The organism is Nocardia goodfellowii (genome assembly GCF_017875645.1).
GTDB lineage: Bacteria > Actinomycetota > Actinomycetes > Mycobacteriales > Mycobacteriaceae > Nocardia > Nocardia goodfellowii.
In genome coordinates this window covers 7,771,319-7,794,163 of sequence record NZ_JAGGMR010000001.1, presented here as the reverse complement: position 1 = coordinate 7,794,163, position 22,845 = coordinate 7,771,319, and the positions used below count along the sequence as shown (strand labels likewise).

The 22,845-nt window shown below is 68.2% G+C and carries 22 protein-coding genes; 16 read left to right on the top strand and 6 right to left on the bottom strand.

The features are described 5' to 3' along the window. The first annotated feature begins 81 nt into the window (after positions 1-81). Both BJ987_RS36130 and katG read left to right on the top strand, forming a co-directional pair. Positions 82-495: a Fur family transcriptional regulator gene (locus tag BJ987_RS36130; protein WP_245367844.1), complete on the top strand. Its 414-nt coding sequence runs from the start codon at positions 82-84 to the stop codon at positions 493-495. A 32-nt stretch (positions 496-527) separates the two neighbouring features. Further along, on the top strand, positions 528-2,753 hold the full coding sequence (katG, locus tag BJ987_RS36125; protein ID WP_209897504.1) for a catalase/peroxidase HPI: 2,226 nt from the start codon (positions 528-530) through the stop codon (positions 2,751-2,753). Positions 2,754-2,811: 58 nt separating this feature from the next. Here the strand turns inward: katG and BJ987_RS36120 are convergent, their stop codons facing one another. Continuing rightward, a complete protein-coding gene (locus BJ987_RS36120; RefSeq protein WP_209897503.1) occupies positions 2,812-3,159 on the bottom strand; it encodes a DoxX family protein in 348 nt (115 codons plus the stop codon). Positions 3,160-3,311: 152 nt separating this feature from the next. On the opposite strand from BJ987_RS36120, the gene BJ987_RS36115 reads away from it, so the two are divergent. From BJ987_RS36115 to BJ987_RS36105, 3 genes are all read left to right on the top strand, one after another. After that, a complete protein-coding gene (locus BJ987_RS36115) occupies positions 3,312-3,902 on the top strand; it encodes a TIGR03086 family metal-binding protein (protein WP_209897502.1) in 591 nt (196 codons plus the stop codon). Positions 3,903-4,100: 198 nt separating this feature from the next. After that, positions 4,101-4,694: a hypothetical protein gene (locus BJ987_RS36110; protein WP_209897501.1), complete on the top strand. Its 594-nt coding sequence runs from the start codon at positions 4,101-4,103 to the stop codon at positions 4,692-4,694. 85 nt (positions 4,695-4,779) lie between these two features. Further along, positions 4,780-5,613 (top strand): SGNH/GDSL hydrolase family protein, encoded by an 834-nt coding sequence (locus tag BJ987_RS36105; protein WP_209897500.1) that lies wholly within the window; start codon positions 4,780-4,782, stop codon positions 5,611-5,613. Positions 5,614-5,616: 3 nt separating this feature from the next. On the opposite strand, the gene BJ987_RS36100 is transcribed toward BJ987_RS36105, so the two are convergent. Beyond that, a complete protein-coding gene (locus BJ987_RS36100; protein WP_209897499.1) occupies positions 5,617-6,045 on the bottom strand; it encodes a MarR family winged helix-turn-helix transcriptional regulator in 429 nt (142 codons plus the stop codon). 103 nt (positions 6,046-6,148) lie between these two features. Between BJ987_RS36100 and BJ987_RS36095 the strand changes: the two genes are divergently transcribed. Continuing rightward, positions 6,149-6,766 (top strand): TIGR03086 family metal-binding protein, encoded by a 618-nt coding sequence (locus tag BJ987_RS36095; protein ID WP_307869861.1) that lies wholly within the window; start codon positions 6,149-6,151, stop codon positions 6,764-6,766. 21 nt (positions 6,767-6,787) lie between these two features. On the opposite strand, the gene BJ987_RS36090 is transcribed toward BJ987_RS36095, so the two are convergent. Both BJ987_RS36090 and BJ987_RS36085 read right to left on the bottom strand, forming a co-directional pair. Beyond that, entirely contained in the window at positions 6,788-7,726 is a 939-nt protein-coding gene (locus BJ987_RS36090) for an SMP-30/gluconolactonase/LRE family protein (RefSeq protein ID WP_209897497.1), read from the bottom strand. 108 nt (positions 7,727-7,834) lie between these two features. Continuing rightward, positions 7,835-9,877 (bottom strand): M3 family metallopeptidase, encoded by a 2,043-nt coding sequence (locus tag BJ987_RS36085; RefSeq protein WP_209897496.1) that lies wholly within the window; start codon positions 9,875-9,877, stop codon positions 7,835-7,837. Positions 9,878-9,993: 116 nt separating this feature from the next. Between BJ987_RS36085 and BJ987_RS36080 the strand changes: the two genes are divergently transcribed. Both BJ987_RS36080 and BJ987_RS36075 read left to right on the top strand, forming a co-directional pair. After that, entirely contained in the window at positions 9,994-11,343 is a 1,350-nt protein-coding gene (locus BJ987_RS36080; RefSeq protein WP_209897495.1) for a M20/M25/M40 family metallo-hydrolase, read from the top strand. After that, a complete protein-coding gene (locus BJ987_RS36075; protein ID WP_209897494.1) occupies positions 11,340-12,848 on the top strand; it encodes a YfcC family protein in 1,509 nt (502 codons plus the stop codon). Before BJ987_RS36080 ends, BJ987_RS36075 begins: the two co-directional genes overlap by 4 nt. Here the strand turns inward: BJ987_RS36075 and BJ987_RS36070 are convergent. After that, the gene (locus tag BJ987_RS36070) at positions 12,786-14,555 is read right to left on the bottom strand and encodes a DUF3556 domain-containing protein (RefSeq protein ID WP_209897493.1); all 1,770 of its coding nucleotides are present in this window, start codon (positions 14,553-14,555) and stop codon (positions 12,786-12,788) included. The two genes, BJ987_RS36075 and BJ987_RS36070, sit on opposite strands and share 63 nt — an antisense overlap. A 180-nt stretch (positions 14,556-14,735) precedes the next feature. Here BJ987_RS36070 and BJ987_RS36065 point away from each other — a divergent pair, with 180 nt between their 5' ends. The 5 genes from BJ987_RS36065 to BJ987_RS36045 all read left to right on the top strand — a co-directional run bounded on the left by BJ987_RS36065 (position 14,736) and on the right by BJ987_RS36045 (position 19,116). Further along, a complete protein-coding gene (locus BJ987_RS36065) occupies positions 14,736-15,980 on the top strand; it encodes a vWA domain-containing protein (RefSeq protein ID WP_209897492.1) in 1,245 nt (414 codons plus the stop codon). Positions 15,981-16,097: 117 nt separating this feature from the next. Next, positions 16,098-17,030: a metal ABC transporter substrate-binding protein gene (locus BJ987_RS36060; protein ID WP_245366287.1), complete on the top strand. Its 933-nt coding sequence runs from the start codon at positions 16,098-16,100 to the stop codon at positions 17,028-17,030. Then, the gene (locus BJ987_RS36055) at positions 17,027-17,782 is read left to right on the top strand and encodes a metal ABC transporter ATP-binding protein (protein ID WP_209897491.1); all 756 of its coding nucleotides are present in this window, start codon (positions 17,027-17,029) and stop codon (positions 17,780-17,782) included. The genes BJ987_RS36060 and BJ987_RS36055 overlap by 4 nt, the downstream gene beginning before the upstream one ends. Positions 17,783-17,784: 2 nt before the next feature. Then, entirely contained in the window at positions 17,785-18,672 is an 888-nt protein-coding gene (locus BJ987_RS36050) for a metal ABC transporter permease (protein WP_209897490.1), read from the top strand. Between the two features lie 45 nt (positions 18,673-18,717). Continuing rightward, a complete protein-coding gene (locus tag BJ987_RS36045; protein ID WP_209897489.1) occupies positions 18,718-19,116 on the top strand; it encodes an NYN domain-containing protein in 399 nt (132 codons plus the stop codon). Here BJ987_RS36045 and BJ987_RS36040 read toward each other — a convergent pair. Continuing rightward, positions 19,093-19,734: a phosphoribosylanthranilate isomerase gene (locus BJ987_RS36040; protein ID WP_209897488.1), complete on the bottom strand. Its 642-nt coding sequence runs from the start codon at positions 19,732-19,734 to the stop codon at positions 19,093-19,095. The genes BJ987_RS36045 and BJ987_RS36040 overlap by 24 nt on opposite strands. Positions 19,735-19,934: 200 nt before the next feature. Between BJ987_RS36040 and BJ987_RS36035 the strand changes: the two genes are divergently transcribed. The 3 genes from BJ987_RS36035 (at position 19,935) to BJ987_RS36025 (ending at position 22,782) form a co-directional block, all read left to right on the top strand. Then, on the top strand, positions 19,935-21,086 hold the full coding sequence (locus tag BJ987_RS36035) for a YhgE/Pip domain-containing protein (RefSeq protein WP_209897487.1): 1,152 nt from the start codon (positions 19,935-19,937) through the stop codon (positions 21,084-21,086). 10 nt (positions 21,087-21,096) lie between these two features. Beyond that, positions 21,097-22,110, top strand: a complete 1,014-nt coding sequence (locus BJ987_RS36030) for a TIGR03617 family F420-dependent LLM class oxidoreductase (protein WP_209897486.1) — start codon at positions 21,097-21,099, stop codon at positions 22,108-22,110. Between the two features lie 144 nt (positions 22,111-22,254). Then, positions 22,255-22,782, top strand: a complete 528-nt coding sequence (locus BJ987_RS36025) for an RICIN domain-containing protein (protein WP_209897485.1) — start codon at positions 22,255-22,257, stop codon at positions 22,780-22,782. Positions 22,783-22,845: the final 63 nt, after the last annotated feature.

Below are 22,845 nucleotides of genomic sequence, written 5' to 3'. Positions count from 1 at the left end.
GTGAGTTTTCGGCAAAAGATGCCGTCCAGACTTGAATGAGTCATACTTCGGATTGTGTCCACCAATTCGGAGTTCGAGCGAATGCTGCGTGCGGCCGGACTGCGTGTCACGGCCCCGCGGCTGGCCGTGCTGAATGTGGTGCACAACCGTCCGCACGCCGACACCGATTCGATTCTGGGGCTCGTGCGCGAGTCCCTCGGGGCGGTGTCCCACCAGGCGGTCTACGACGTGCTGCGCGCGCTGACCGCCGCGAAACTGCTGCGGCGCATCCAGCCCATGGGCTCCGTGGCTCGCTACGAGACGCGGGTGGGGGACAACCACCACCACGTCGTCTGTCGCTCCTGCGGGGTGATCGCCGATGTCGACTGCGCGGTCGGCGACGCACCGTGCCTGACCGCTTCACACAACAACGGCTTCGTCCTGGACGAGGCCGAGGTCATCTACTGGGGCATCTGCCCCGACTGCGCGGCCGCTCAGTCCCGCGTCCACGCCTGAACACAGCCCGACCCATCGAAAGGAAAGTTGCTGTGGCACAAGAACACCCGCCGATCGCCGAAGCCAACACCGAACCCGCGGAAAGTGGCTGCCCGGTCGGCGCCGGTCGGCTCAAGTATCCGACCGAGGGCGGCAGCAACCGTGACTGGTGGCCGGATCAGCTGAACCTGAAGATCCTGCAGAAGAACCCCGCCGTGGCGAACCCGCTGGGCGAGGACTTCGACTACTCCGCCGCTTTCGCCACCCTGGACCTGGCCGCGGTCAAGCAGGACATCGTCGAGGTCATGACGACCTCGCAGGACTGGTGGCCGGCCGACTTCGGCCACTACGGCCCGTTCTTCGTCCGCATGGCCTGGCACGCGGCCGGCACCTACCGGGTCAGCGACGGCCGCGGTGGCGCGGGCGCGGGCATGCAGCGTTTCGCGCCGCTGAACAGCTGGCCCGACAATGCCAGCCTGGACAAGGCGCGCCGCCTGCTGTGGCCGGTGAAGAAGAAGTACGGCAAGAAGCTGTCCTGGGCCGACCTCATCGTCTACGCGGGCAATGTCGCGATCGAGGACATGGGCCTGCCCACCTTCGGCTTCGGCGGCGGCCGCGTCGATCAGTGGGAGCCCGAGGAGGACGTGTACTGGGGTCCCGAGCGCGAATGGCTGGGTGGCGATGAGCGCTACACCGGCAAGCGCGACCTCGAAAAGCCGCTCGGCGCGGTGCAGATGGGCCTCATCTACGTGAATCCGGAAGGCCCCAACGCGAATCCGGATCCGCTGCTCGCGGCCGCCGACATCCGCGAGACCTTCGCGCGGATGGCGATGAACGACGAGGAGACCGCGGCGCTGATCGTCGGCGGCCACACCTTCGGCAAGACGCACGGCGCGGGCCCGGCCGATCATGTCGGCCCCGAGCCGGAAGGCGCTCCGCTGGAGGAGCAGGGTCTGGGCTGGAAGAGTTCGTTCGGCACCGGCGTCGGCAAGGACGCCATCACCAGCGGACTCGAGGTCACCTGGACGCCGACCCCGACCAAGTGGGACAACACCTTCCTCGAGGTCCTCTACGGCAACGAGTGGGAGCTCACCAAGAGCCCCGCCGGCGCCCACCAGTGGACTCCGAAGGGCAGCGACGTCCCGGTGCCGGACGCGCACATCGCCGGTCGGACCCGCCAGGCGGGCATGCTCACCACCGACCTGTCGATGCGGGTGGACCCGATCTACGAGCAGATCACCCGCCGCTGGCTGGAGCACCCGGAAGAGCTCTCCGAGGCATTCGCCAAGGCCTGGTACAAGCTGACGCACCGCGATATGGGCCCGAAGGTCCGCTACCTCGGTCCGCTGGTGCCCGAGCAGACCCTGCTGTGGCAGGACCCGATCCCGGCGCGCGAGTACGCCCTCATCGACGCCGCCGACGCGGCGGAGCTGAAGCGGCGCATCCTGGACTCGGGATTGACTGTGGCGCAGCTGGTTTCGGTCGCATGGTCGGCGGCGGCCTCGTTCCGCGGCAGCGACAAGCGCGGTGGCGCCAACGGTGGCCGGCTGCGGTTGCAGCCGCAGCGCGGCTGGGAGGTCAACGAGCCCGATCAGCTGAGTCTGGTCATTCCGGCGCTGGAGTCGGTCCAGGAGGCGTTCAACGCCGAGCAGACCGGCGACAAGCGGGTCTCCTTCGCCGACGTGGTGGTGCTGGCAGGTAACGCGGCGGTCGAAAAGGCCGCCGAGGCCGCCGGTTACGCCGTCGAGGTGCCCTTCACCCCGGGCCGCACCGACGCCACCCAGGAGCAGACCGACGTGGAGTCCTTCGCGGCGATGGAGCCCAGCGCCGACGGTTTCCGCAACTACTACGGCAAGGGCAACCGCCTCTCCGCCGAGTACCTGCTCATCGACAAGGCGAACCTGCTGACCCTGTCCGCTCCGGAGCTGACCGTCCTCGTCGGCGGCCTGCGCGTCCTCGGTGCGAACCACAAGCAGTCCGAGCACGGCGTCTTCACCTCCGCCCCCGGCACGTTGACGAATGACTTCTTCGTCAACCTGCTCGACATGGCTACCGAGTGGAAGCCGTCACCGGCCGAGGACGGCACCTACCTCGGTACCGACCGCGGCACCGGCAAGGAGCGCTGGAGCGGCACCCGTGTCGATCTGGTCTTCGGCTCGAACTCGCAGCTGCGTGCCCTCGCGGAGGTCTACGCGGAGGACGACTCGAAGCAGAAGTTCGTCGACGACTTCGTCGCGGCCTGGTCCAAGGTGATGGATCTGGATCGCTTCGACGTCTGAGTCGGCTACGACCACACGGCACCCCGCGAACCGTCTCGGTTCGCGGGGTGCCGTGCGTTCAGGCCGCGGCGCCGAGGCCGAGGGCAACCGCGACGGGAATCAGGTACAGCAGTGGGAAGGCCACGGTCTTGTACGAGCGCGCCCGTAGCACGGTGAGCACGGCCCCCGCGAAGTACGCAAGCAGTCCGATGGCCGCGGCGACGCCGATCGCGGGGATGAACAGGCCAGCGATCAGGCCGATCGCGCCTGCGGCTTTCGCCGAACCCAGTGCCGTCCACCAGGATTCGGGGACGCCGTAGTCCACCAGCGGTTCCACCACGAACGCGGCCCGGCGCAGCAGTGAGACCGCCGAGAACCCGACCCACAGGGCGGCGGCGACGGTGACGACAAGGTAGGCGGTGTGCATCGGATTCTCCTAGCGGAAGAGGGTGTTTCGCTGGGTAGACGACGGAGCCGATCTGGGTGTGACATCCACATTAGTGGAATGAATCATTCCGTTCTGATACGCTGGGCTGAGACGGACCGCGCGAATGTGGTTCGCGGCGAGAGGCGAAACCGATGACCGAGAACACCGCGACCGAGTGGGCAATTCTGGACAGCGCGCACGAAGCGCTGCGGACCGTGGTGCGGGGGCTGACCGCGGCGGATCTGGGAAAGCCCACCCCATGTGCGGAATGGACTGTGGCGCAGGTGATTCAGCACGCCGCCGGTGATCAGGTCGGGTACGCGGCATGTCTCACCGGCGGCCCGGGCCCGGCGGAGAATCCCTTCGCGCCGTCGGGCACCCTCGATGCGCCCGCCGTCGTGATCATCGATCAGGCGGTGGCCGCGGCCGCGGCGGCGTGGGCCACGGTTCCGGTTGACGCGGAGGAGGTTTCGGTGCCGATACCGCCGAACACGCTGAGCGCGGAGCTGGGCGCCGGAGCCTGCGCGCTCGACGCGGCGGTGCACGCGTGGGATCTCGCGGTGGCGTCCGGTCAGCCGTCGCCGCTCACCGCGGCATCGGCCCGCCGGCTGCTGCCGGTCGCGCGAGCGCTGGTCGAGCCGCTGCGGGGGTTCGCGTTCGCGGATGCCTTGCGCGACAACGGCTCCGACGATGTCGCCGCCCTGCTGCGCTATCTCGGCCGCGATCCGGAGTGGACCGCCTGACCGACGCTGCGGCCAGTCGACCACGCACGACCGAATGTTTGCTACATAATTGCTGACATGACGCTTCCGATCAGTAGACGCGGACTGTTCGGTCACGCCGGGGCCTTTCTCGGGCTCGGACTCCTAGCCGGGTCCGGGCGCGCGCTCGCGCAGCCCGGTTTGCTGGCGCTCCCGCCGGAAGCCGGGCAGACGGTCACGATGAGCCTCGACGGCTTCGGCGGCACGCTGGTTGTGAATCTGCCGCCGCCGCTGCCGAAGCTCGACTTCATCGGCTCGCGGGTGGTGAAAATACTGTCCGGCGGTACCGATTTCGTGAGTTTGCAGGTCTCCGGCTTCGTCGCCGAGGCCGCGCATCCGAAGTTCGGGAAGGTCACGCTGAGGCAGCCCGATGCCGACCCCGGCCCGAACGGCATCCTCGCGCTGGCTCCGGACGGCGCCGGCCTGATCGAAGTGTGGCGACAGGGGATGGACATCACCTTCGAACGATGCGGCGACTGCCCCGGCCCCTTCCGCTTCAGCACGCTCGAGCCGGCCGAATGGACCGCCCATTTACCGGAATTCCCACCCCCGCGGCAAGGTACTACCCAGGTGGGCGCGCCGACCGGCGGCGCCCGCTACCGGATGACCCGTCCCCTCCGCTTCGGCGCCCAACCCGGCGCCCAATCCGTCGCCGAGCCCGCTGCCTGCCGCTGCGCCCTGCAAGCCCCGCTGCGCAGCAGTAACCCGGCCACCGGCCTCGAATACGCCCGCATCGAAAGCCTCGATTTCCGCCAGGGCCGCCGTACCGGATAGCGAGCCGCCCCTTGTGTCCTCTTCGCTCGGGTGTGATCCTGGCGACCACGTCCTTTCCGGGACGGATCGAGGATGAGGAGCTTTCGTGAAGGTGCAGCACTGCTTACCCGTATTGGCGATCGCCGCGATGATGACGGCCTCGGCGGCACCGGCCCAGGCGGCCGGAGAAGCGTATGTGGCGCTGGGCGATTCGTACGCGGCCGGCGTCGGGATTCCCACCGTCATCGACCCGGCCTGCGACCGGTCCGACAAGAACTACGCGCACCTGGTGGCGGCCCGGCAGGGCTACCTGCTCACCGATGTCACCTGTGGCGGGGCGACCACCTCCGATGTCGCGGCCGTCCAGATGTCGGCGGTCGGCGCGAACACCGAGATCGTCACACTCGGCATCTCCGGCAACGACATCGGTTTCGGCGACATCGTGCGTAGTTGCGTGATCCTCACCGGCGGAGCCGGGTGTCGCGACAAGTATCCGGATATGCCCGAGCGAATCGCCAAGGCGGGCACTGCCGTCGGCAATCTGCTCGACACCGTGCGCGAGCGCGCGCCCAAGGCGCGGATCCTGCTCGTCGGCTATCCGAAGATCGTCCCCGACAACGAAGCCAGTTGCACGGGAGTGCAGCCGTTCGCGGCGGAGGATCTGGCGTGGGCGCGAGATACCGTGATCGAGGGGCTGAACGCCATGCTGGCTGGGCATGCGGGGGATCGGGTCACCTACGTCGACACCGAGGCCGCCACCACCGGGCACGACATGTGCCAGCCCGCCGCGCAGCGCTGGATCAACGGCGCGCAGGTGGTGGCCGGAAGCGACGGCCGCACGATTCATCCGAACAGCCTGGGGCATCAGGCGATGGCGGGCCAGGTGCTGGCCCGACTGGGCAGCGGGCCCGGCTTGCCGACTGGCAGTTTCGGCGGCTGAGCGTCAGTCCACGACGCTCGCGGCGAGCGTTCGCAGCGCGCGCAGGAAAGCCTTCCGATCGGCGGGTGTGAGTTGAGCCAGCAGAGTTTCCTCCCCCTGCTGGATCTCGCGCTGGGCCCGGTCGCGGACGGTGCGTCCCGCCGGGGTCAGCGCGACCAGGTTCACCCGTCGATCGGCCGGGTCCGGGCGGCGCTCGATCAACCCGCGGTGCTGTAGTTCGTCCAGCACGCCGATGATGCGGGTCTTGTCGGCGCCGATGGCTTTGGCGAGCGCGGCCTGGGTGTACACGGGTTCGGTGTCGAGCCCGAGCAGTACGGCGTAACCCCACATCGACAGCCCGTGCCGCTCGAGTATCGGCATTTCCGCGGCCATCAGCGCACGGCCGAGCGGTCCGATCATCGCGGCCAGGTCGGGACGGCGGATTTCCTCCATGGCTAGAAAATACTGCCTGAACAAATGATAAGCGCTTGCGTATCGTATGCGATAGCGTACGATCATGGATGACGGCGATCCGCGCCGAAACGAAAGGGATACCGTGACAACGGATTCGAAGCTTCAGGCCGATCTGCTCACCCTGCACGCCCGGGTCATCCAGACCAGCATCGACGTGGTCGACGAGGTCACCGGAGCGGACCTGTCCAAGCCCACCCCGTGCGCGGACTGGACCCTGCACGGCCTGCTCACCCACATGATCGCCCAGCACTACGGATTCGCGGCGGCCGCGCGAGGCCAGGCCGACCTCGAGCTGTGGAAGTCACGCCGCCTCGGCGCCGACCCCGCCGAAAGCTACCGCGCCGCCGCCGAACATGTCCGCGCGGCGTTCGCCGAACCCGGGGTGCTGGACCGGAAGTTCCCGCTACCGGAGTTCGGCGCCGACGTCCAGGTCGCCGGAGCGCAGGCGATCGGCTTCCACCTCGTCGACTATGTGGTCCATTCCTGGGACGTGGCGAAGACACTGGGCTTCCCGGTGCACTTCGACGACGAGGTCCTGGCCACCGCCCGGCAGATCGCCGCCGCGGTGCCCGGCGGTGCGATCCGGGTGGCTCCGGGTGCTGCCTTCGGACCCGAAGTGCCCTGGCCGGATGCTCCTGCCCTCGACTCGATCGTCGCCATGCTCGGCCGTTCACCCGTCTGGCCGGACACGCAGGCCTGAATGCTCAGGCCTGCGTAATGATCACGGTGTCGCGGTGCGGGCATTCGGGTCGAAGCCGCCCGGGATCTCGAAGATCGCGCCGGTGAAGGTCGCGCCGAAGAGCCGGCCCGCCGCGAAACCGGTGCTGCCGCGCCCGTAGCTGACCACGCTGGTCATCGTGCCGGAGGTGCCCAGCAGGCAGGACTGGCCGGGGCCGTCGACCCGGATGATCTGACCGGAGGTATTGAGCGGCACCACCGGCCGGTCCATCGAATCCAAGGTCAGGCCATCCGGTGCTGCGCCGCCCAGGTCGAGCAGGGACTGCGGTGCGTCCGGGCGGCCGACGGGTATCCGGCTCACCCCCGGGTTGACGAAGGTCCGGGAGACGTAGAGGAATTGATCGTCGGAACTCAGCACCGCACCGTTCGCGCTCGGCAGGTTCGCCCAATCCGCCTGCACCGCCCCGCCCGGGTACACCCGGCCGACCAGACTGCCGAAGTCGTTGGTGGCGTAGACGATTCCGTCCGCCGCGACATCCATGCCGTTGGCGGCACTGAGCCCGGCCGCGAACGGGGACATCGCGCCCGTGTCGGGATCGAGCCGCACGATCCCGGCATGGCGCAGACTGTCCCCGGCGATGACCCGCGGGTCGGCGCCGTAGCCGACCAGCAGCGCACCGTCCGGGCTCCACGCGAGGGCGCCGCCACCGCCGCTGGGCACCGTCGCGATGGGCACCGCGGGCGCTCCGGGCGCGTCGATGCGATACACCCGTCCACTGCCCAGATCGGTCGTATAGGCCCGTCCGAGCGCGTCGACGGTCAGCCCTTCCAATGCGGCGCCGGGTATCGCGGCGACCTGCACCGCGGGCTGGCCGCCGCCGGGGCACACCGGCGCGGCGCTCGCGCTCGGCGCGGTGGCGGTGGTGAGGACGGCGAAGGCCGCGACGGCCAGTGCGGTTCCGACTTTGTCGATGCTGTTCATTGCCTACCTCGCTGTCAGGCGGTCCACCGAGCCCCCTCCGACCGCGCCGCCAAGATAACCGACCGATCGTCCCTGGCCGGTGAAACTCGCTGAAGCGGGCGAGTACGGTCAGCTGTCCGTCAGCAGACCGCGCCGCTTCAGCAAGGGCCGGATATCGGGGCCGCGGCCGCGGAAGGAGGCGAAGGCGGCCATCGGATCCACCGAACCACCGCGCGACAGCAGTGCGCGCCGGAAGATTTCGCCCTTCTCCCGAATCGTCGCCTCGCCGTCCTCGAACCAATCGACGGTGTCGGCGTCGAGCACCTCGCTCCAGATATAGGAGTAGTACCCGGCCGAATAGCCGCCGGAGAAGATGTGGGCGAAGTACCCGGTGCGGTACCGGGGTGGGATCGCGTCGAGGGCAACGCCCGCTGTGCGCAGCGCTTCGGCCTCGAAGACCTCGGCTGTGGTCCGCACCGGGGCCGAGATGCGGTGCCACGCCCAATCCAGCAGCGCCGCGCCGAGATATTCGACGGTGCGGAAGCCTTCGCCGAACTGTTCGGCCGCTGTCATCCGCTCGATCAGTTCGGCCGGAATCGGCTCGCCGGTCTCCACGTGCTTGGCGTAGTGCGGCAGGATCTCCGGGCGCGCCATCCACATCTCGTTCACCTGAGACGGGAACTCGACGAAATCGCGGGGCACCTCGGTGCCGGAGAAGCTCGGATACCGCACGTTCGAGAACAGCCCGTGCAGGGCGTGGCCGAACTCGTGGAACAGAGTGCGGACGTTGTCCCAGGTCAACAGGGCGGGCTGACCGGGGGAGGGTTTGGTGATATTGAGATTGTTGACCACCACGGCCTTGGTGCCGAAAAGGCCGGACTGACTGACCAGCTCGTTCATCCAGGCGCCGCCGCGTTTTGCCGGACGCTTGAAGAAGTCGCCGAGGAACAGGCCGAGTTCGCTGCCGTCGGCGTCGAAGACCTCGAAGATCCGGACCTCCGGGTGGTAGCCGACGAGGTCGGTCCGCTCCCGCACGGTGATGCCGTAGACCTGCTGCGCGGCATAGAACACGCCGTCGTGCAGCACCCGGTCCAATTCGAGGTAGGGCCGCAGGGCCTCGGCGTCGAAGGAGAACTGTTGCGCGCGAACCTTTTCCGACCAGTACAGCCAATCCCAGGCCCGCAGGTCGCCGGCGTCGGGGTCGGCGGCGCGCATCGCCGCCGCCAGCTGAGCCTGCTCGCGTTCGGCGTTGGCGACGGCCGGCGGAACCAATTGGGCGAGCATGTCCTCGACCGCCGCGGTGGTTTTCGCCGTCTGATCCTCCACCTGGTAGGCGGCGTGATCGGCATAGCCGAGGAGTGCGGCGCGCTCGGCCCGCAGCCCGGTAATGCGTACGGCGAGCGCGGCATTGGGCTGTTCGCCGAACCCGCGGCCGAGGGAGACGGTCAGCATCCGGCGGCGCACGTCCCGGTCGGCCAGCTCGGCCAGGATCGGCTGGTTCGACACGTTCTGCAGGCTGAGCGCCCATTTGCCCGGATGGCCCAGGGATTCCGCGTTGGCCGCGGCCGCCGCGATGTCCGCCGGTGCGAGCCCGGCCAGCTCTTCGGCTCGATCCAGCAGCAGGGTCGCCGCGTTCATCGCGGCCAGATTGTTCTGCCCGAATTCGGTTGCCGCGGCGGCCAGTTCGGCGTTCAACTCACGAAGCCTGGCTTGACCGGCGGCGTCGAGCCGGGCCCCGGCCCGCACGAACCTGGTGTACTGCTCCTGCACCAGGCGCAGCTCCTCCGGGTTCAATCCGAGGTCGTGCCGCTGCTCGTAGAGCGTTTCGATCCGGGCGAACAAGTCCGGGTTCAGCAGGATGGCGTCCCGGTGCGCGGCCAGTTTCGGGGAGATCTCCGCCTCGATCGCGTCGGTGCCCGGGGTGGAATTCGCGCCGGCGATATTGAAGAAGACATTGCTCACCCGGGTCAGCATCGTGCCCGAACGTTCCAGCGCCGCCAGGGTATTCGCGACGGTGGGCGCGTCCGTACCGGCGGTGAGGGCTTCGATCTCGGCCAGCTGCTCGCTCATACCGCGCTGGAAAGCGGGCAGGTAGTGCTCCTCGCGGATGTCCGCGAACGGCGGCAGCTGGTAGGGGAGCGTGCTGGGCTCGAAGAACGGATTGCTGGTCACCTTTGAACTCTATGCCGGTCCCGCCCGGATCGGGGTGCGACCGGTTTCGGGTCTCCATTGGATAAAGGTGGCCAGCGCATAACTGATGACGGCATCTCGGATGGTTGCATGGGCGCATGACTCCGCGCGGGGACCTTCCTGGCATTGTCGACGCTCTGCGGCCGGACCTGACACACCTCCTGAAACAACTGGTCGCGATACCGTCGATCGCCTTCCCCGGCTATCCGCCCGAGAACGTGCGGCGAGCGCACGATTTCGTAGCCGCTGAGTTGCGGAAGTCCGGTGTCGAGGACATCCGAACGCTGGAACTGCCGGACACCGCCCCGGTCGTCTACGGCCGGATCCCGGCCCCGCCCGGCGCGCCGACGGTGCTGTTGTACGGGCACTATGATGTGCAGCCCGCCGGAGACGAATCGCGCTGGGATACACCGCCTTTCACGCCCACCGAGCGGGACGGCGCGATCTACGGCCGCGGCGCCGCGGACTGCAAGTCCAACGTGATCGCGCACATCGGCGCGCTGCGAGCGCACGGCGGTCGGCCGCCGGTCGGCATCACCGTCGTCATCGAAGGCCAGGAGGAATACGGTTCGGTGCTCGACGGTTACCCGGCCGAGCATCCCGAACTCTTCCAGGCCGACGCCCTGCTGATCTGCGACACGGGCAATATCCGGGTGGGCACGCCGACCTTGACCACCGCACTGCGTGGCGTCACCGACGTCTTCGTCGAGGTGCGCACACTCGCGGCCCCCGTGCACTCCGGCCAATTCGGCGGCGCGGCACCGGACGCGCTGCTGGCACTGATGGCCGCGCTGACCACGCTGCACGACGCGGACGGCAACGTGGCGGTCCCCGGTCTGCGGCGCGACACGTGGACGGGCGTCAACTTCACCGAAGCGGAATTCGCGACGATCGCGGGCGTGGAACCGGGTATGCCGTTGCTCGGCACCGGGCCCATCGGTGAACGCATCTGGTACGGCCCGGCCATCACCGTCATCGGACTGGACGCACCGCCGACCGCCACCGCCGCCTCGGCTGTCGTGCCCTACGCCAAAGCCGCGCTGAACGTGCGTGTACACCCCGAACAGGATCCCGCCGAAGGCAGGCAGGCCGTCATCGAGCATCTGCGGAAAGTGCGGCCGTACGGCATCGAATTGCAGGTCACCGGGGGCGAAGTCGGCGCGGGCTTCGCGGCCGGCACCAGCGGACCCGCCTACGCCGCCATGCGCGCAGCCATGCGCCGCGCCTGGGGCACGGAGGTCGTCGACTCGGCCACGGGCGGTTCCATCCCGCTGACCAACGCGCTGGCCGCGGCGAACCCGGGCGCCGAAATCCTGTTGCTCGGCACCGAGGACGCCGGCTGCAACATGCACGGCTTCGACGAACGTGTGCTGCTGAGCGAATTGCGCAATGTCGCACTGGCCGAGGCCGAGTTCTTCCACCTGTTCGCCGAGCGGATGCGCGCGTGACCGAACCGTCGACCGCCGCACCCGAGCACGAGAAGAAGCGGTCCTTCCCTTCCACATTCACGATCCTCGCGGGCGTGCTGCTGGCGGTGTGGCTGCTGGCCTTCCTCATTCCGCCGGGCGCCTACCGCACCGATGCGCAAGGCCGGCCGATCGCGGGCAGCTACCACCGGCTCGCGGAGACGAAGAGTTTCGGTGCGCGGCTGCGCGAGCTGTTCCTCGCGCCGGTCAACGGGCTCTACGGCATTCAGGACAGCGAGTCCGGGCAGGTCGGTCCGGACCTGACCGGCGAACTCTACGGCGCGGCGGCGGTATTCCTGTTCGTGCTCGCCACCGGCGCGTTCATCACCGTCGCCTTTGCCACCGGTGCGCTGGACCGCGGCATCGGCGCCTTGGCCTACCGCCTGCGCAGCCGCACCCTGCTGTTGATCATCGGCATCATGGTGGTGTTCGCGCTCGCGGGCACCGTCGAAGGGTTCGCCGAGGAAACCCTCGGCTTCTACGCGCTGCTCATACCGCTCATGTTGGCGCTGGGCTACGACCGGATGACCGCCGTCGGCGTGATCATCTGCGGGGCCGGGGTGGGCGTGCTGTGCTCGACGGTGAATCCCTTCGCGACCGGCACCGCGTCCGCGGCGGCGGAAATTCCGCTGGGTCAGGGCATCGTGCTGCGCCTGGCCATGCTCGTGGTGCTCACCACCGCCACCATCGCCTATGTGCTCTGGTACGCGCGCCGCGTCCAGGCGGATCCGGACAAGTCCTGGTCCGGCTGGCTGCCCGGCGACCGGGACGTGAAAGCCGATGAGCACCAACCGGATCCGATGACCGGCCGGCAGCGCGTCGTGCTGTGGCTGGTCGCGCTCACCTTCGCGTTCATGATCTTCTCGATCATTCCCTGGGCCGAGGTCATCCACGGACCGGAAGCGGAATCCTTCGCCTGGCAACTGGATTGGTTCTTTCCCGAACTCACCGCGCTGTTCCTGGTCGGCGCGGTGCTGGCCGGACTCGTCGGCGGCCTGGGGGAGGCCCGGATGACCGAGGCCATCGGCAAGGGCTTCAGCGATTTCGTCGGGGCCGGCCTCGTGATCGTCCTGGCTCGCGGCGTCACCGTCATCATGAACAACACCCAGATCACCAGCACCGTCCTGCACGCCCTGGAGGGCGTGGTCACCGGCACCTCCTCGGCCCTGTTCGCCATCGCCGTCTACCTGGTGAACATTCCACTGGCCCTGCTGATCCCGTCCACTTCCGGCCACGCCACCCTCGCCATGCCGGTCATGGCCCCGCTCGCGGACTTCGCGAATGTGCCGCGCTCCCTGGTGGTCACCGCCTGGCAGTCCGCCTCCGGCTGGGCCAACCTGGTCACCCCGACCACCGCCGTGGTCACCGGCGGTCTCGCCCTGGCGAAGGTTCGCTACGACCGCTACGTGCGATTCGTCGCCCCGCTACTGGGCATCCTGTTCGCGCTCACGTGCCTGTTCCTCGCGGTCGGCGCCTGGATCGGATAGCACGCGTACCGGGACATCGTCCTGCCACGGTTGCCGGGTGACCATGTCGGCGACGCGGACCTCACCGCGCTCGAATTCGCCGGTGGCGGCGTCCACCAGCCGATACTGTTGCGTCCCTCGATGGATCGGCTGCGCGTCGAGCAGGACGACGCGCACCTCGCCCGGTTCGAAATGGCACCGGCGCTGCATGGCGGCGATGAGTTGCTCGTTGTGCATGTGGCCGTCGCCGAAGTTCCAGCCGACGGCGGTGCTGCACAGACGTTCGCCGTCGGTGAGGACATAGTCGGACTCGTCGCCGTCGGCCATGGCGCGGTGCACGAGGGTGAACAGGGCGCGGCCGTGGGTGTTCATGGCGCGGAAGGCATATCCCATGAACAGCGGGATCTCCATGCGGTCCTTGCCGTAGAAGCGTGCCAGCTGGGCCTGCGGCATGCTGGCCACCGCGACCAGGTTCTGCTCGATCTTCGCGGCGGCCGAGGGCTTGACGCACCACAGGGTGGTATCCCAGTTACCGGCGTAGTAGCGCATGCCGGGCAGGAAGGAGATCTTGCGCGGGAACATGTTGCCCGCGAGCACGATGCCCGCGATCAGCACGATCAACAGCGCCACCGGCAGCGGATACTGGAGATCGCCCAGCCCAAGATCGGCATGCGCGACGAACAAACTCAGCACGCCGAAGATCATGAAGACGTTCCACTCCAGCGGCACGCCCATCGGGATGGCCGTCAGGATCATCAGATGGAACAGCACCAGTACGGCGGCCGCGATCGCCGTGGGCAGGCCGCCGGGGCTGAACAACAGCACCAGGGGAGCGAGCATCTCGACCGCCGTGCCGCTGTGCGCGACCACCCGGGACCAGCGGCCGGGGCGCAGATCATCCGGGAAACTCTCGAAAAACTTGCGCTTCAACGGCTTCCACCGCAGCACCGGACTGTTCGACATCAACGTCGAGACCACGAACGGGAAGTGCTTGTTCAGTTTCGAGGTCGCCGCGCCCATCCAGATCACCACGAAAACCAGCTTCGCGGCGACGATGAGATCCGCACCGAACAGGAACGCGACCGTCAGCGTGGCGTACACCTCGCCGCGCGCGGCCAGGAAGATCACCTTGTCCCGCAGCCCGAGGACCGCGAGCAGGGCCAGGATCACCACGACCGGAGCCACCGGCAGCAGCCCCACCGTCGTGTCCAGTTCCGGGCGCGCACCGGTGCCGTCGGCGAACAGCGTCACCGCGGTCACCGCCAGCAGCGCCGCGTACAGCACGGCGTCCACCGGTGTTCGGGTGTCGCCCTTGGTCAGCGGCACCCGACCGGGCCAGGATGGCAGCCGAATCGTGCCGGGCCGCAACCAATACAGGATCGATCCCAGCGGCGGAAAGAACCGGTTGTTCAACGGACCGAACCCGCATCCGAGGCCGACCACCTCGAACAGCAGCGTGTACAACACGACTTTCTGGAAGACGATCGGCTCCGACCACCAGTCCCCGACCTGGGTGAACCCGTCGATGCCCTTGGTGGACAACGCGATCAGCCAGGCGCCGAGCACATACAGCAGCACCTTGCCCACGTAGAACAGATGCAAAGCGATCGGCGTTCCGAATCCGACCTCGGCCCAGTGCCGAGCCATCGGCCGAATCCGCTCCCCCCGGGTGCCCTTCCGCCACTCCACCAGGTCGACCACCGGAAGGTCGGGCTGCAAAAATCCCATCGAGCACGCTCCGATCCGAAAACCCCTCGGGCCCAGGGTCACCCGAGTTTCCGACAAGGTGGCAGCCGAACCGTCGCCGGTCAAGCACCAGTCCCGCTCGGTAGGACCGCCTCTTGCGGCACCGATAGCGGGCTCGGCGGCACTGGCCTACGCTGGCGCGATCGCGATCGGAGAATGTCGGTGAGCAACGTACTGCGCAAAGGGCAGAACGCCCCCTTGGCAACGTCCCGGGTGGTGGTGTCGGTCCGGACGGACGCGGCCACGGACCTGTCGGCGCTCTTGGTGATCGCGTCGGGCAAGGCGCGCTCCGACGCGGATTTCGTGTTCTTCAATCAACCGGCCGCGCCGGGCGTCGAGCTGCGCGCGGGACCGTCCGCGGCGCTGGACGTTTCGCTGGACGAGGTGCCCGCCGACATCGCGCAGGTGCGCGCGGTGCTCACCTCGGCGGATGCCGGCGCCACCTTCGGGCAGTTCGGCGCACCGGCCGTCACCGTCGAGGATGCGGCCGGAAACGTGCTGTACGACTACCGGATCGAAGGGCTGGGCGCGGAATCGGTGGTCATCGCACTCGAGTTCTACCGCCGTGATCCCGGCTGGAAGGTGCGGGCCGTCGGCCAGGGGTACGCGGGCGGTTTCGCCGACTTCGTCACCGATCACGGCATCAGCGTCGATGACGAGGGACCCGAAACAGTCGAAATCCGTACCGTGCCAGGCGAAGCCGAACTGTCTCCGGAGCGGCGCGGTCGACTCGATCTGCGCAAACGCGCGGTGGTGGAGGTGTTGCACAGTCGCAACGTCCGTGACGTCCGCGCCCGGGTCGTCCTGGTGATCGACAAGACCGGCAGTATCGCCAAGCAGTACCACACCGAGGTCGTGCACCGGGTGGTCGATCGGATGATTCCGATCGCGATACAACTCGACGACGACGGAACCCTGGAGGCCTACCTCTACGCGCTGCATTTCGCGAAGCTCCCGGATGTCACCGTCGCCGGCAGCGAGCAGTGGTCGCGGACCTATCTGCACCTGACCGGCACGCACGGGGGCATCGAGTACGACCCGCTCGGTCTGCGCAACGACGAACTGCCGATCATGCGCACCGTGATCGACACGCTCCGGCCCGGCGATGAGCCGACCCTGGTGCTGTTCTTCACCGACGGTGGTTTCAAGCAGAAGAGGGAGATCACCGAGTTGATGCGGGAGGCGGCGCGGTTGCCCGCGTTCTGGCAGTTCGTCGGCTTGGGCAAGGCCAATTACGGCGTTCTGGGCAATCTCGACGAGATGGCGGGCCGCGTGGTCGACAACGTGGGCTTCTTCACCGCCGATGACATCGACCGGATGGACGACGCCGAGCTGTACGAGCGGCTCCTCGGCGAGTTCGCCGACTGGTTGCACGCGGCTCGGGCGGCGGGCATCGTCGCGCGCTGACGTTTGGATCGACGGTTCCGGTAAATGCCTGGTAGCGGGGCTGAGGTTCGTTCCGGACGGTCTGTTCGTAACACCGGGACTTGTAAGTTAGGTTAACCGAACTTATCATTCAGGCGTATGAAGGTTTGGTGGAATCGTTTCCGGCGTGTCCAGTTGCGCGCGCTCGCCGCGACCATCGTCGTCTGCTTCGCGCTCACGGCCTGCGGTAGCGACTCCGCCCGGGACGGGAAGCCGATGGTGCTGACGACCTTCACCGTGCTGGCCGATATCGCCCGCAATGTCGCCGGAGAGCACCTGACGGTGGAGTCGATCACCAAGGTGGGCGCGGAAATCCACGGGTACGAGCCGACCCCCGGCGATATTCGCACCGCCGCCCGAGCCGACCTCATCCTGGACAACGGGCTGAATCTGGAGGCCTGGTTCGCCCAGTTCGTGGGCGATGTGGATGTCGAGCACGCGGTGGTCACCGACGGTGTCACCCCGATCGCCATCGGTGCGGACGCCTACCAGGGCAAACCGAATCCGCACGCCTGGATGTCCCCGCTGAACGTCCAGATCTACGTGGACAATATGGTGCGCGCGTTCGAGAAACTCGATCCGGCGCAAGCCGCCGACTTCCGCGCCAACGGCGACGCCTACAAGGCGAAACTGCGGCAGGTGCACACCGATCTCACCACCACCCTCGCGGTGCTACCGCCCAACGAGCGGGCCCTGGTCACCTGTGAGGGCGCGTTCTCCTACCTGGCGCGCGACGCCGGCCTCACCGAGAAGTACCTGTGGGCTGTCAACGCCGAACAGCAGGCGACGCCGCAGCAGATCGCCTCGGTCATCGAATTCGTCCGCGGCAACAAGGTGCCCGCGGTGTTCTGCGAATCCACTGTCTCCGATGCCCCGATGCAACGGGTCGTCGAAGCCACCGGGACCCGGTTCGGCGGCACCCTGTACGTCGACTCGCTCTCCGAGGCGGGCGGACCGGTGCCCACCTATCTGGATCTGATCCGGCACGACGCCGAGACCATCACCACCGCGCTGACAGGCAGGCAACCATGACCATCGCGATCGAAGTCGACGCCGTCACCGTGCACTACGGCGAAGTGCTTGCGCTGGAGGATGTTTCGATCACCGTGCGGCACGGCCGGATCTGCGGTCTGGTCGGCATGAACGGCTCCGGCAAGTCCACGCTGTTCAAAACCATTATGGGCCTGGCCGACCCGGATCGCGGGACCGTCCGCATCGACGGCGGCTCACACACGGCGGCCCGCCGGGCGGGCAAGCTCGGCTACGTCCCGCAGAGCGAGGACGTCGACTGGAGCTTCCCGCTCTCGGTGCACGACGTCGTCATGACCGGCCGCTACGGGCACATGGGATTCACCCGGCGCCCGCGTCGCGCCGACCGCGAAGCGGTGGCCCACGCTCTGGCACGCGTGGAACTGACCGATCTGGCGCACCGGCAGATCGGGCAGCTCTCGGGCGGTCAGCGTAAACGCGCGTTCGTCGCCCGCGGTCTGGCCCAGGGGGCCACCATCCTGTTGCTCGACGAACCGTTCGCCGGTGTGGACAAACGCTCGGAGGCCACCATCACGGGAGTGCTGCGAGAACTGGCGGCTGACGGCGCGGCGGTCCTGATCTCCACCCACGATCTGCACTCGCTGCCGAACCTCGCCGACGACGCGGTCCTGCTGATGCGCGGCGTGCTGGCCCACGGCGATCCGCACGAGGTGCTGCGACCGGAAAACCTGGCGCGCGCCTTCGGCATCGACGTCCTGGACCGCGATGCGGACAACCTCCCGAAGGCCGGTTGACCATGACTCCTGCCGAATTCCTGATCGAGCCGCTCGGTTACGACTTCATGGTCCGCGCCCTGATCACCTGCGTGATCACGGCCGTGGTGTGCGCGGTGCTGTCCTGCTGGCTGGTGTTGATCGGCTGGTCGCTGATGGGTGACGCGGTGTCGCACGCGGTGCTGCCGGGTGTCGTACTGGCCTACATCGTCGGCGCGCCGTTCGCGGTCGGCGCGGTCCTCTTCGGTTTCCTCGCCGTGGCGCTGATCGGGGTCGTGCGCAGCACCAGCCGGGTGAAAGAGGACGCCGCCATCGGGATCGTCTTCACCACGCTGTTCGCCTTCGGGCTGGTACTGGTCTCGGTGACGCCGAGTCAGACCGATCTCAACCACATCATCTTCGGCAACCTGCTCGGGGTCAGCCGTTCCGAACTGCTGCAAGTCGCCATTCTCGCCGCAATCGTCTTGGTGGCCTTGGTTCTCCGGCGACGCGATTTCACCCTCTACGCGTTCGACCCCGTCCACGCGCACGCCCTGGGTCTGCGACCGCGCATTCTGGGTGCGGCGCTGCTGGGGCTGCTGGCGCTGACCGCGGTGCTGGCGTTGCAGGCCGTCGGCGTCATCCTGGTGGTGGCCATGCTGATCATCCCGGGCGCCACGGCCTACCTGCTGACCGACCGCTTCGGCCGCATGCTCCTGATCGCGCCCATGGTGTCGGCCACCTGCTCGGTCACCGGCCTCTATCTCAGCTACCACCTCGACACTGCCCCCGGCGCGATGGTCGTCCTCGTTCAGGGCGCCGTCTTCACGCTCGTCTACCTCTTCGCGCCGCACCAGGGCGTGATCGGCAAGCGCGTCAACGCCTTTCGCCGCCGCGCCGCGCTTTCCGACATCCCCACCCGCGCCGGCTGACGCGTTGCCGCCACCCGCCGAGTCCGTTTCGAGGACACTGGTGAGGTGGCGAACGAGCGGACGCAGTTGATCGTGGTGGACGGGGCGAATGTGGTGGGCGCCAAACCCGATGGGTGGTGGCGGGATCGGGCTGGGGCGGCTCGGCGTTTGCTGTCGAAGATCGCGACGTTGACCGAGCATCCCGGCGATGTGGTGGTCGTGCTCGAGGGGGCGGCGAAGGCGGCGATCGCCAGTGACGCACCGGAATCCGATGTGCTCCGGGTGGTGGCGGCCGATGGGTCCGGGGACGACGCGATCGTCCGGGTGGTGGCACAAGCGGTCGAAGCCGACAGCAGGCGATCCATCATCGTGGTGACCGCGGATCGCGAACTGCGGGATCGGGTCGAGGCGCTGGGGGCCGTTACCGTCGGTCCGCGCTGGCTACTGGACCGCGTCGAGTCCTGAGGGCGCTGCCGCGCGGCCGTCCGGAGGCAGCTGCCGCGCGGCCGTCACGAACTCGCGCATCAGGTTGTGGTCCTTCACGCCCCGGCTGGACTCCACGCCGCTGGACACGTCCACGCCCCACGGCCGCGCGGCGGCGATCGCCGCGCGCACATTCGCGGGCGTCAGTCCGCCCGCGAGCAGCCAATTCCCGCTCGGGCGCGCGTCATCGAGCGCTCCTAGATCCCAGCGTTCGCCGGACCCGGCGACGGGGGAGTCGAGCAACAGCCACTCCTCGCCGTAGGCGCCGGTGCGCACGTCCGTGTCGGCGGTCAGCGCGGTCGCCCGCAGCAGCCGCAGGCCCGCCAGTTCGTCGAAGGCCGCCCGTGGATAGGAACCGTGCAGCTGTAACGCGTCCACGCCTGACGCCCGTGCCAGCGCACCGGCCTCGGCCGCTGGAATGCCGTGCACCACGCCCACGGACAGCACGTGTGACGGCACATCCGCCACCAGTCGCCGCGCCCGCTCGGCCGAAATCCGGCGCGGGCTGGCGGTGAGCACGAAACCCACCGCGTCCGCCCCGGCCGCCACCGCGGTGACCACATCCTCCTCGGTGCGCAGGCCGCACAGCTTCACGAACATGCGGAAAACCCTAGGCGATCCGGCGACGGTGGCGACGGGATGGTGTCGTGGCGGGGCCGTCTGTGCCGCGCGCATGTCTGCTGAGGTTGCTGTACATGTGCTGTTAGCGTGGCGCCGTGCCTTCGTCGAGCGATGATCCGAATGCGAGCACGTCTGCCGGCCGGAAACATTCGGCTTGGGCGATTCCACTGGTTGTTGCGATGGGATTGCTGAGCCTGCTCGCAGTGTCCTATCTCGGCAGTGTCCTCAATTCGGAACAGCACCTGCGCGACTTTCCGCTGGTACTGGTCGATGCCGATCAGGGCGTTTACGGCAGGCAGGTCGCCGCAGAAGTCACCGACGCCCTCGCGGGCCGGGTCGCGCTGCGGGTCACCGACACCGCGGCGGCCGAGCGACTGCTGTCGCTCGGAAATATGTACGGCGCGGTCATGATTCCCGCCGAATTCACCGCACAGTTGACCGCCCTGGAGCGGCCCGCCGCCGAGCGCGGCACACCACCCGTCATCGAGATTCGGACCAACCCGCGAGCGGGCGCGGTCGGGGCGTCACTGGCCACCGAACTGCTCGAGCCGACCCTGGCCGACATCAACCGGCGGCTCGGCGTCGACGCCACCGAACGCGCCCGCGCCAACGGCGTCGAGCTGTCCGACGCCGCGCTGGTCACCCTCACCGACCCGGTGCGAATTTCGACCACTCAGTACCGCCCGCTGCCCGCGGGCACCGGCAACGGCATCTCGGTGTTCTACTACACGCTGCTGCTGGTGCTCACCGGATTCACCGGCAGCGTGCTGGTCAGTGCCGGCGTCGATGCCGCGGTCGCGGGCAAGCCCGATGTCTCCGCGTGGCGCGTGCTGGGATACAAGTGGGGCCTGGCCGCGGTCGTCGCACTGGTGATGGCGGGCAGTTATCAACTGATCGCCGCGCGCCTCGGCATGCCGATCGACCATCACCTCACCCTCTACTGCTTCGGCGTTTTCGCGGCGCTCGCCGTCGGCGTCACCGCCTTGGGCATCTCGGCGGCGACCGCCGCGCTGGCCTCGGCCTTCCAAATGCCGATCCTCGGCATCCTCTCGATGCCGATCAACCTGCTGCTGTTCATCGCGCTGGGTATTCCCTCCTCGGGCGGCATCCGGCCGATCGAAGCGGCTCCGGGCGTCTATCAGGTGCTGGCGGCGTTCGAGCCGATGCGCCAGGTGTATCTCGGTGTCCGATCGATCCTCTACTTCGACGCGCGCGCGGACGCCGGCCTGACCCAAGCGGTCGTCATGTGCGCGCTGGGCCTGGCGCTCGGCGTGCTCGTCGGTGTGCTGGCCACCGCCGGAAACGAACGATTCCGGACCCGGGCGGCGTAACGTCGCTCGAATGTCGTACCAGGTACACGTTCAGCTGGATGCCGCCCCGGGCGAAGCCGCCCGCCGCGCAACGGATCTCGCCGCATGCGGCATCGACGGACTCTTCACTTTCGAAGGTCAGCACGACGTGTTCTTCCCGCTGCTCATGGCCGCGCAGGCGGTGGACCTCGCGCTGTTCACCAATGTGGCCATCGCGTTGCCCAGAAGCCCGCTGCACCTGGCGCACTCGGCCTACGACCTGCAAACGGTCAGCGGTGGCCGATTCCGCCTCGGTCTGGGCTCCCAGGTCCGCGCCCACATCGAGCGCCGCTACGGCGCCACCTGGTCCCGGCCCGCTGCCCGGATGCGCGACACCGTCCGCGCCGTCAAAGCAATTTTCGAGGCGTGGGAAGGCAATTCGCGGCTCGACTACCGCGGCGAGTTCACCTCGCACACCCTGATGTCCCCCTACTTCGACCCCGGCCCGAACCCGTACGGGCCGCCCCCGATCCAACTCGGCGCGCTGGGCCCGGTGATGACCACCGCGGCCGCGGCCGTCGCCGACGGCTTGCTCGTCATGCCGTTCAACAGCAAACGCCACTTCGAGGAACGCACCCTGCCCGCCGTCGAACGCGGCCTCGCGGAGTCCGGCCGTACGCCCGGCGACTTCGAGATAATCCCGCAGGTGATCGTCGCCACCGGCCGTGACGATGCCGAATTGGCGGCCGCGACAACAGGAGTCCGCAGGCTCGTGGCCTTCTACGCTTCGACCCCGAACTATGTCCCGGTCCTGGAGGTGGAGGGCTGGCAGGACAAGCAACCGACCCTCGCCGCCATGGCGCGCCGCGGCGCCTTCCCCGACATGTCCGCCCTGATCGACGATCGCATGCTGCACACCCTCGCCGTCGTCGGCACTCCGGCCGAATGCGCCGCCCGGATCCGCGACCGCTTCGGTTCGCACGCCACCCAAATCTGCTGCTATTTCCCGGGTTACGACATCTCACCCGCGAACCTCACCGAACTGGTCGCGGCACTGCACGCCTGACCGGGGACCGCGGCCACTCTCGGGGGTGATTTCCGCACCCCCGGGCGGGACGGCGACCGCCCCAGGGTGCCTTCTGCGGCGGGTGCGTTTGCTCGAACATTGTTCGTACAGGCACATCGCACCCTCGCCCAGAGAGATCCGCACTTGACACACTTCATCAGCCGCGCCGCCGCAGGACTGTTCATCGGCGCCCTCACCGCCGCCGGCCTCGTCGCTGTCCCCGCCACCGCGCACGCCGAACAGGCGGACGACGTCGTCACCATCCAGCAGGTCTCCAGCGGGCGGTATCTCGACGCCTGGGCCGACGGCACGCACGACTACAACGTGGTCACCCGGCCGAAGCAGGGAGACGCCAGCCAGCAGTGGCGGATCAACTGGGACGACAGCGGGACCGGGACCGGCACCGTGCAGCAGGTCAGCAGCCACCGCTATCTGGACGCGCACGAGATCGAATCCCTGGACTATCGTCTGGTCACCCGGCCCGCGCAGAACAATCCGACCCAGCTCTGGCATATCCGGTCCATCGGCGGCGGCAAGTACACGATCCAGCAGGCGTCCAACAATCGCTATGTGGATGCTCACGAGATCGCCGAGAAGGATTACAGCGTCGTCAGCCGACCGGCGCAGAACGATCCGACCCAGCAGTACATTTTGGTCGTAGTCGGCCACTGATCCCGCGCTCGTTTCGGTTCCGTCGCATCTCACGGGTGCGGCGGAACCGCCGTGTCCGCCCCT